The organism is Verrucosispora sp. SN26_14.1, assembly GCF_004307965.1.
GTDB lineage: Bacteria > Actinomycetota > Actinomycetes > Mycobacteriales > Micromonosporaceae > Micromonospora.
On the sequence record NZ_SISL01000226.1, the window covers coordinates 1 to 9,538 of the forward strand.

Annotated in this window: 8 protein-coding genes; 3 read left to right on the top strand and 5 right to left on the bottom strand. The window is 73.8% G+C overall.

What is annotated here, in order from left to right; all coding sequences use genetic code 11:
* The 3 genes from EYA84_RS19450 to EYA84_RS19460 all read right to left on the bottom strand — a co-directional run.
* A partial coding sequence (locus tag EYA84_RS19450) for an acyl carrier protein (protein WP_131054472.1) occupies positions 1-964 on the bottom strand: 964 nt, incomplete at its 3' end.
* 69 nt (positions 965-1,033) lie between these two features.
* On the bottom strand, positions 1,034-2,254 hold the full coding sequence (locus EYA84_RS19455) for an inositol-3-phosphate synthase (protein ID WP_131054473.1): 1,221 nt from the start codon (positions 2,252-2,254) through the stop codon (positions 1,034-1,036).
* A 60-nt stretch (positions 2,255-2,314) separates the two neighbouring features.
* On the bottom strand, positions 2,315-3,589 hold the full coding sequence (locus EYA84_RS19460; protein WP_131054474.1) for a DegT/DnrJ/EryC1/StrS family aminotransferase: 1,275 nt from the start codon (positions 3,587-3,589) through the stop codon (positions 2,315-2,317).
* A gap of 105 nt (positions 3,590-3,694) precedes the next feature.
* Here EYA84_RS19460 and EYA84_RS19465 point away from each other — a divergent pair, with 105 nt between their 5' ends.
* From EYA84_RS19465 to EYA84_RS19475, 3 genes are read left to right on the top strand one after another with little or no spacing between them, the layout of a single operon-like run.
* Positions 3,695-4,813: a glycosyltransferase family 2 protein gene (locus EYA84_RS19465; RefSeq protein ID WP_131054475.1), complete on the top strand. Its 1,119-nt coding sequence runs from the start codon at positions 3,695-3,697 to the stop codon at positions 4,811-4,813.
* Between the two features lie 11 nt (positions 4,814-4,824).
* Positions 4,825-6,264, top strand: coding sequence for a condensation domain-containing protein (locus EYA84_RS19470; protein WP_131054476.1), 1,440 nt, complete (start codon positions 4,825-4,827; stop codon positions 6,262-6,264).
* A 59-nt stretch (positions 6,265-6,323) separates the two neighbouring features.
* Complete coding sequence (locus EYA84_RS19475) at positions 6,324-7,547, top strand: MFS transporter (protein WP_131054477.1); 1,224 nt, start codon at positions 6,324-6,326, stop codon at positions 7,545-7,547.
* 56 nt (positions 7,548-7,603) lie between these two features.
* Here EYA84_RS19475 and EYA84_RS19480 read toward each other — a convergent pair whose 3' ends face one another.
* Together EYA84_RS19480 and eccE are read right to left on the bottom strand one after the other, a co-directional pair.
* The gene (locus tag EYA84_RS19480) at positions 7,604-8,296 is read right to left on the bottom strand and encodes a hypothetical protein (protein WP_131054478.1); all 693 of its coding nucleotides are present in this window, start codon (positions 8,294-8,296) and stop codon (positions 7,604-7,606) included.
* The coding region (gene eccE, locus EYA84_RS19485) for a type VII secretion protein EccE (protein WP_131054479.1) at positions 8,293-9,538 on the bottom strand (1,246 nt) is incomplete at its 5' end. The genes eccE and EYA84_RS19480, both read right to left, overlap by 4 nt.

A 9,538-nucleotide genomic window follows, 5' to 3' on the forward strand; every position in this document is an offset into this window, starting at 1 on the left:
GTGCGTCGCCGTCCGCCGTCGGCGCGGCCCCGATCGTCTCCACCACCGAGAGGTACTCGTCGACCAGCGCGCCCAGCGCGTCGGCCAGCTCGGGGGAGGCGGGGCGTCCCGCCTGGGCGCGGCGCAACGCCACGTAACTGCGGGCGGAGAGTTGCTGCCACCGTTGCGCCTGCCCGGCCAGCGCGGCGGCGGCCTCCGGGCGGACCGACGCCAACCAGTGCTCGTGCAACTGGCGGGCGCGCCCGAGCAGCCACACGTCGAGGACGAACCGGTGCAGACCATCCACGGTGGTGAGCGTCTCGGTGAGCGACGCGAGATGTCCGGCCACCGCCGGGCGGGACTGCCGGGCCCGCTCCGCGTTGCCGGCCAGCATCTCCGGCACGTCGAGGACCGGCGCCGGACCGGCGGTGATGGCCAGCGTGTGGGCACCGCCCGCCAGCGCCGCGTCGAACTCGTCCACCGGCAGCCGCCACACGCCCGGGCGCGCCGGCCCCCAGGCGGTGTCGTTGTGGTACGCGTCCACCACGGTCACCGCACCCGAGCCGTCACCGGTGGCGAGGAAGCTGTGCCGCATGTGCTCGTGACCCTCGTACGGGCACCAGGGCAGGTCGTAGGCGTCCGCGATGACGTACAACGGTTGGCCGGTGGCGAACAGCCGACGGACCCGTGGCCCGTCGAGTTGCGTCCATCGACCCTCGACCCGCAGGCCGAGCAGGCCCACCGCCTCGGCGGCGCGGTCGTCCGGCGTGGCCTCGACGGTGGGCGGCCCGGCGCGCTCCCGGGTGCGGAACTCGACGCGTGCGCCGAGGGCGAGATGGCTGCCGGTGCCGTGGGCGTGGTCGGCCAGCAGCGCGAAGCTCGTCTGGAGGCAGTCCAGTGCGGGGGCGCGGAGCGTGGTCAGGATCGGCGTCCACGCCGGATCCCCGGTCCGCCGGTCCGGCCGGCTCTGGGTGTGTGGGGGCATGGGAGGCTCCTCGTGGCTACGGCGGGCGGTACCGCCGGCGCGGTCGCCCGCGCCTGCGGCGCGGACGGCTCAGCTGTCGGCCTCGCGGTCGAGGCCGTTGGCCCACTCGGTGAGTGCCCGGGCCTGGTCGGCGAGGGCGTGCTCGTCGGAGCCGATCGGGTCCTTGAAGAAGAAGCCGAGCTCCTCGACCGGGCCGACGTGACCGGCCCGGTGCGCGGCGGCGGTCAGCCGGGCCAGGTCCAGCACCAGCGGCGCGGCCAACGTCGAGTCGACGCCGCTCCAGGTGAGCTGCATGGACATCCGGACGCCGAGGAAGCCCTCGAACGAGACGTGGTCCCAGGCGGTCTTGTGGTCGCCGAGGTCCGGCACGTTGTCGATGTGCAGAGGGGCTGTCACGTCCTCGCCCAGCAGCGCCGGCAGCACGCCCGACTTGGAGCTCAGCTTGCTCTTGGCGTTCGCCGGGTCCTCCAGGGTCGCCCCGTCGCCGCCACCGAGCAGGTTCACCCCGGCCCAGGAGAGCACGTGCAACGCGCGGCACGTGAACATCGGGGCGAGTGCGGTCCGCAGCAGCGTCTCACCGGTCTTGCCGTCCGACCCGGCGAAGGGCACCTGCTGCCGGCGGGCCAGCAGCTCCAGGGCCGGCAACCGCGCCCCGGTCGACGGGGTGAAGTCGACGAACCCGCAACCGGCCTGGAAGGCCGCGTACGCGACGACCGAGCTGGGCGGCAGCACCCGGGCGTCCGGGTCGGCCAGCGCGCGGGTCAGTGCCTCCAGGTCGTCGTGTTCCGGTCGGAAGTCGACGGGCGGTTCGGTCGACGACACGTTGACCACCACCACCCGGGCCAGCCCGTGCCGGTTGCGGAACTCCTCGATGTCGGCGGCCAGCCGGTCGATCGCCTCGGCCTGACTGCCGGTGTGGGACTGCGCGTCGTAGCCGGTGCGCAGCTCACCCTCGACCTCGGGCAGGTTGCCCCGGACAGCGGCCAGGACCGGGGCCGGGATCACGCCGGAGTCGACGAGCGCCTCCGCCTTCTTCTCCAGTGGTGTGTCCACCACGTCGTGCCCACCGACGACCATGTCGGCCCAGCCGGCCAGCGGCACGTCGCGCAGCATGTCGGTGTCGGTGACGCAGCCGGTGGACCGGGTCATCCCGGCCCGCAGCGCCAACAGGCCGGTGACGGCGGTGGTGGCGACCGAACCTCGGGCGCCGTTGAGCCACAGGCCGATCGGCCCGTCGGAGTTCTGTGACGAGGACGTGCTCTGCGGGGTCTCGCTGTGCGTGACGGTCACGGAAGGTCCCTTCTCTGGGCGCGCCGGGTCGGTGGCACGCGGTTCGGTGGCGGGTACGGATCAGCGGGTCAGCACTTTCCCGAGAGCGCCGGCGATGTCGTGCATGTCGGGTTCGGTGCCGAGGAACGTGCTGTGATGGGTCTGCACGCTGTGCGCGGCGAGCCACTCGGTCTTGGGGTACGCGCGGTCGCGGTGGATCGCGGTGAACCGCTCGGCCAGCGGCGCGAGCAGCGGCTTGGTCCAGGGCTGGAGCAGCGGGCTGCGGTGCAGCGGCTCGTCGGTGACATAGAAGCGCTTGCCCAGCTCGGCGGTGAGCGCGGTGGCCACGTCGGCGTTGCTCATCCCGGCGGGCAGCTCGTCGACGACGATGGTGCCCTCATAGATGGAGATCCGGGTCTGCGCCGGTGCGGGTTGCAGCAGGCGTACCCCGTCGAGGTCGGCCACCAGTTCGGTGAGCAGCGCATAGTTGCGGTTCCGGACGGTGTGCTGCTCATCCAGGATGGCGAGTTGGGCGCAGGCCACGGCGGCGGAGAACTCGCTCAGGCAGAAGTTCGCGCCCTGGATCCCGGCGCTCTCCTCCAGATCCAGCTCACCCGGGGCCGGGCGCCCGTCGCGGTAGCGGCGGGAGTCGGCCCGCAACTCCTGCAACACCGGCGCCAGGGTGTCGTCGTCGGTGACCACGGCACCGCCCTCACCGCAGGTGAGCACCTTGCCGTGCTGGAAGCTGAAGCAGCCGATCCGGCCCAGGGAGCCGGCCTGACGGCCCTGCCAGGTGGCGCCGTGCGCCTGGGCGCAGTCCTCCACGATGGAGATGTTCCGGGGCGCGGTGACCGCGTCCAGTGCCGGGATGTCGGCCATGTTCGAGGCCCAGTGCACGGCCACCACGGCGCGCGGGTCCACCGACAGGTCGAGGTCGTCCGGCCCGACGCAACCGGTGTCGGCGTCCACGTCGACCAGCACCGGCACCAGCCCGGCGCGCAGCGCGGCGGTGGCCGAGGCGGTCCAGGTCAGGGCCGGGACGAGGACGGTGTCGCCGAAGTCGAGGCCGAGGGATTCGAGGGCCACCACCAGCGCGCTCGACCCGTGGTCGACGGGTACGCAGTGGCGGGTGCCGACGTAGCGGGCGAAGTCGGCGGCGAACCGGCGCTCGAACAGCGGGGTGTCGCCGCAGGTCGGGCTGCTGATCGCCCACCGGCCTCCGTGCAGCACGGCGGCGAGGTTGCGCTCGGCGTCCGGGGCGGGGACCGGCCAGCGGGGCCACGGCCGGTCCGGCGGTCGGAACGGTCGGCCACCGTCTACGGCGAGCCGCCGGTCGGTACGGATGGAGGTCGTCATGCCGTCGACACTGCTGCCGGTCGATACATCCTCCGTACACGTCGGATACCGGCGGACGTCGATGCCGTGTATCGGCGTTGTATCGGCCTGGCCGACCCTCGGGACATGAGCCGATCCCCGCAGTCATTCCGCAGCGAGCCGACCGCACCACCCGGCGTCGAGCGCGGTGTCTCGGTGGTCATCCCGGTAAAGGACCGGGTGCCCGAGATGCGCCGGCAACTCCGCAGCCTGCAACAGGCGGCCCGGAACTGCCCGGAGCCGGTGGAGGTGGTGGTGGTCGACGACTCCGCACCGGCGGCCGCAGCCGCCCACCGGGCCGCCTGCGCCCAGTACGGCGCCCGATACGTACGCGGCCCCCGGCACGTCGGGGCCAAACGCAACCTGGGCGTCCGGCACGCCCGCCACGACCTGCTGCTGTTCACCGACTCCGACTGCCGGGTGCCGGAGGACCTGATCACCCGGTATGCCGCCCGGCTGCGCGCCAGCGGTGAGGAGGTCGCCGGCGTCACCGGGCCGGTCCTGGTGGAACCCGGCGAGGGTGCCTTCTTCCGGGTGATGAGCCGCTCCTACCTGCTGCTCGGTGACCTGACCCGGCCGCTGCACCACGAGCGGGTGTCCTGGGGCGCCGGGGCGAACACCGCCGTGAAACGCGTCGCGTTCGACGCCGTCGGCGGCTTCCCGGAGGACTCCCCGATGCCGATCGGCGGCGAGGACCTGCACCTCGGCCTGCTGCTGACCGACGCCGGGTACGCGCTGCTCGCCGAGCCCGAGGCGGTCGTCACCCACGACACGTCGGTCGCCGAGACCGTCGGCGCCGTGGCGTACCGGTTCACCACGTACGGGCGATCCGAACAGTGGCTCTGCCTGGCCCACCCGCACCGCCGCCGGTTCGTCCTGAACACCGTCAGCGCGCTCGCCGTGACCGCCGCCGCCGGGCTTGCCACGGCACGGCGTACCGGCGGACGGAGCCTGCTCGCGGTGCCGGCCGTCGCGGCGGCGCTGGTGGCTGCGAAGACACCCGGTCGGCTCGGCGACGACCGTGGCCCGCGCGCCCTCGCCGAGTCGGTGGCCTGCGTCGCGATCGAGACCCTCTTCGACGGCGCCGCCTTCGTCACCGCACTCCGGATGCGCCGCCCCGACCTGCTCTTCACCGGATTCCGCGCCCCGGACGAGGCCGACTACCAACCGGTCGCCCCGTCGCGGGCGGAACCGGTCGCGGCGTGAGAGGAGCCGGCGTGCCGACCACCCTGCCGCTGGCCCCGAGCCAGCAGATGATGTGGGAGTTCATGACCGCCCTCGACCCGGCCCACCCGGGTGCCGCCCGCCTGGTGGTGGTGGAGTTCCGTCGACTCTCCGGTCGGCTCGACGTCGACGCGTTCGGGCAGGCCGTGCAGGACGTCGTCGACCGGCACGACGCGCTGCGGATGCGGTTCGTCCGGATCGGCGTCCAGCCGGAGATCGAGATCCTGCCCCGGGTCCGGTCACCCCTGGTCCAGGTGGACCTCACCGGCCAGTCGCCCGCCGCCCAGCAGGCCCGGATCGAGCAGATCGCCTACGAGCACCGCACGGTCGCGTACGACCCGACCGAAGCGCCCCTGTGGCGGGCCGCGTTGATCCGGCTCTCCGCGACCGAACACGTTCTCGCGCTCTGCTTCTTCCACATGGTCTCCGACGGCTGGTCGTGCCGGCTGTTCGTGGAGGACCTCTGTCACGCGTACGCGGCCCGACTGGGCGCGGTCCGCCCGCAACCGCCGCTCGGCGTCGACTTCGCCGGGCTCGCCGCGATCCAGGAGACGGAACTGGCCGGTGGCGGGGTCGACGCCGCCACCCGGGCCGCCCACTGGCGGGATCGGCTGCGGCCGGTGTCGCCGTACCAACTCTTCCCGGCCACCCCGCCGGCCCCCGACGCCGACCTGAGCGCCGAGGTGGCCACCCGCTTCGCGATCCCACCCGAGGTGGCCGCCCGCCTGCGCCCGGCCGCCCGACGAGCCCGGACCAGCCCGTACGTCCTGCTGCTCGCCGCCTACCTGGTGATGCTGTCGCGGCGTGCCGGTCGGGAGCGGATCGTGCTCGGCACCACCACGCTCGGCCGGGAGAGCCCGCTGTCGCAGCGCCTGATCGGCCAGTTCACCAACAACGTGTACGTGCCGGTGGAGATCGCACCGGACGCACCACTCGGTGCGGTGGTCCGTGCCGCGCACGCCTCGCTGACCGAGGCGATCGCCCACGTGGCACCGTTGCACCGGGTGGCCGAGGCGGTGCACCCCGACTTCGTCCGGCAGCGCCCCTGGCCGGACAGTCACCTCTTCGACGCCTGGTTCCAGTCGGCGGCCTCCGCCTCACCGGTGCTGCACTGCCCCGGGCTGCGGGTCGAACCGCTCGACATCACGGCGCGTCCCGCTCCCGGCACACCCGCGCCGGTGGTCGCCGCCGACGTACCCGCCGACTGCCTGCCGGTCTGGTTGAAGCGGGGGTCGCCGATCGTGGTGGTGGACGACGACCGGGCCGGCGGGGTCTTCATCCGCAACCGCAGCTTCTTCGAAGACGACCTGGTCCACGGGCTGATCGACGACTACCTGGCGGTCGTCGCCGCCCTCGTCGACGACCCGGACCGCTGCCCGGCGCAACTCCGGCTCCCTGACGGCGCGTGCTTCTTCGATCACGCGGCGGGGTAGAAGGAGCGGGGAGAGGCGGGGACCAGGATCCAGGCCGACTCGGGAGAGGTACGACGACCATGACGGACACCTCGACGCACCAGCCCGCCGATCGGGTGACACCACCGGTGCCGCGAAGCGCCGTCCGGGCCCGCTACTCGGTGGTGCTGCTCTTCGTCATCATGGGCCTGGCCATCGGCGGATGGTCCTCCCGGGTGCCGGACGTCCGCGACGCGGTCGGCCTCGGCAACACCGGCTGGGGACTGGCGAACATCGCCACCAACGCCGGTGAGCTGATCTCGCTCGTAGTGGTCGCGGTGCTGATCAGCCGGATCAACACCCGCCGCCTGGCGCTGGCCGGTGCCGCCCTGATCCTGGTCAACGCGCCGCTGCTGGCCGCCTCGACCACGGTGGTGGCGTTGGCGGGCGGTCTGGCGGTCTGGGGATTCGCCGCCAACCTGCTGGCCACGCCGATGAACGCGCAGTCGGTCGAGGTGCAGAAGCAGTACGGCCGCCCGATCCTGTCCACGTTCCACGCCGGGTTCAGCATCGGCATGCTCGCCGGTGGACTCAGCGGCACCGGAGCCGCCGCGATCGGCCTCTCCCCGTCGGTGCAGATGGCGATCACCAGTGCCCTGCTCGGTGTGCTGCTGATCGGCACCCAGCGGTGGCTGCCCGACACACCCCGCCAGGAGACCAAGGAGGGTGAGGCGCGCCGCCGGCTGCGCGACCGGTTCACGCCCCAGCTCCTGCTGCTCGCCGCGATCGCGTTCCTGGCGTCCTTCGTGGAGATGGCGGGCGCCCAGTGGAGCGCCCTGTACGCCACCGAGGTCGCCGCCGCCGGGGCGGTGCTGGCCGCCGCGACGTACACCTGTCTCTCGCTGGCCGCCGCCGGTGCCCGACTGGTCGGCGACTCGCTCGCCGGGCGCTTCGGCCGGATCCGTTTCGTCCGGCTCTCCGCCCTGGTCGCCGCCGCCGGGCTGGCACTGCCGCTGGCCGTCCCGCACCCCGCCGCGGTGATGGCCGGGTTCGGCCTGCTCGGCTTCGGTCTCGCCTGCGTCACGCCGACGGTGCTCGGCTTCGCCGGTGAGCAGCCCGGCCTGACCTCCGGTGAGGGGGTCTCGGTGGTGGCGATGGGCCAGTGGCCCGGCGCGCTGCTGGCCGCGCCCGTCATCGGTCTGCTCGCCGGTGCGCTCGACCTGCGGCTGGCCTTCGTGGTGGTGCTGGTGCTCGTGCTGGCCGTGATCGTCCTGGTGGGCCGGGTCCGGGCCACCGCGCTGCCCGGCGAGGGCGCCGCCGGATGAACCGTCGGTCAGCGCCGCCGGATGACCGACGGGCGGTGGCGGCCGAGGTGCGGCGGTCAGCCGCCCCGGGCCACCGGACCGATGAGCTGGCCTTCGGTGCCGGTCATGCTGAGCATCACCCACTGCACCTTGCCCTTGGTGATCAGGCCGACCATCTCCGGATGCAGTTGGGTGAACCAGCCCTGCACGCTGACCAGACCGAGGGCGGTGGCGGCGGTCGCCGCCTCGGCCTCGGTGAGTCGCTGGAGCACCACGATGTCGCTGCGGACCAGCACCTCCACGTCCCAACCGGCCAGGTCGTCGCGGACCACGAGGGTGGCCCGCCAGGGCGCGCTGAGGTTGGTGTCCGGGCCGGTGACCGGACCGGTGTCGATCACCACGAGCTGCGGTTCGGTCGGGGTGGCGGGCACCGGCGGAGCCACTCCCGGAGGAAGGAACGAGGCGATCTCCCGGCCGATCACGCAGCGCCGCAGGAAGGCGTCCCATTCCTGTTCGCGGGCGGTCTGGATGAACAGCCGGGCACCGAGCGCGAGGGCCCGGAAGGCGAGCAGCTCGGCGGCGCGTACCCCGCCGGTCAGCATCAGCCGGGTCGGCTCGGCCCGGAACACCCGCAGCCCCACCGGCTCCTGCTGCCGGTTGCGCCCGACCACCAGCCCGCCGCCCCCGGCGACCAGGTGCAGGCCCGCGACGGCGGCCTCGTCGGTGACGTGCAGCCCCATCCGGCTGCCGGGAAAGGCGACGCCGTTCACCTGAGGAAGCCTCCGAGCGGCAGGGTGGCGGCCACGCCGTACGCGTGCTCGCCGTCGAGTCGTTGCAGGCGACCCCCGTGACCACGGACCGCCTCCTCCAGTGCGCGGTCGGCGGCGGCGAGTGCGTCGGCATCGGCCCCGATCAGCCGGAAGCCCACCTCCACCACGGTGCCGGCGGCACCGGCGCGAGTGGCGTCCCGGGCCACCGCGATGGACACCACACCGGCCACCGCGGGCAGCCCGCGCAGCAGCGGATCGACCTCCCACGACCGACGCGGCCAGTCGAGCAGCCGGTGGCAGCTCTGCGGGACGCCCTGCGCCGACCAGTGCCGCCAGCCCTCCCGGGCCAGCGGCCGGTCACCGCCGGTCGGCCCGTCGGTGAGATGGGTCAGCCCGGCGACGGCGGCCAGCACCTCGTCCCGGTTGAGCAGCCGCGCGGCCACCCGGTCCTGGCGCAACTGCCGTCGGGTGCGGCGGATCGCCGCGGTGAGGGCCGGGCGCAGGTCACGGTCGGCGTGGAAGTCGGGGGTACGTGGTGCCTGGAGCACCACCCACGCCTGCCGGCTCGCCGGCACCTCCCCGCCGGTCAGCTCGCGGTACGCCCGGTCCACCGCTGCGGAACGGGCCCGAGGCGCCGGGGTGACCTGGATCAACACCTGCACCGCCACGGCCGGAGTGTCCGGGTCGGCCGCCGGCAACAGCGACACCGGCGACGGCAGGGCCTGCGGCGCACCCATCAGCAGGGCGCCCTCGGTCGGGTCGACCTCCAGCACGGCACTCAGGCCGCCCCGATGGGTCAACAGCACGGCCGGCTGGTCGTCGATCTCGACCTGGTCGAGTTCGACGCTGCCCTCCAGATTGGTCAGCAGTTGCCAGGCCGCGTCCGTGCCGGTCGCGGTGAGCTGCCGACGTCTGCCCCGGTAGCCCCACCAGACGGCCAGCCACTGATAGAGCCACCGGCCCCGGTGCCGCAGCACGGTCGGCGAGAGCAGCAGCACCACACCGGTGGCCACCGCGACGGTCACCGGCAGACCGTGCGCGCTCGCGGCCAGCACCCCGGCCGCACCCGCCTGCCAGGCCACGAGCTGGGCGACGTGGATCCCGCCGACCCGCAGCGGGCGCCGGTGCGGGCGTACCACCGGGACCACTGCCGCGTCGGATGCGGTCGCCGCGTCGTCGAGACCCGCCGGTCGGGCCACCGCGTCCGGCTGGGCGGTGGGCGTCGACGTCGCCGCCACCGCC

Bases quoted from the DNA above. Each gene is read 5' to 3' on its own strand.
- EYA84_RS19460 (WP_131054474.1), bottom strand. From the start codon at position 3,589: ATGACGACCTCCATCCGTACCGACCGGCGGCTCGCCGTAGACGGTGGC.
- EYA84_RS19465 (WP_131054475.1), top strand. From the start codon at position 3,695: ATGAGCCGATCCCCGCAGTCATTCCGCAGCGAGCCGACCGCACCACCC.
- EYA84_RS19475 (WP_131054477.1), top strand. From the start codon at position 6,324: ATGACGGACACCTCGACGCACCAGCCCGCCGATCGGGTGACACCACCG.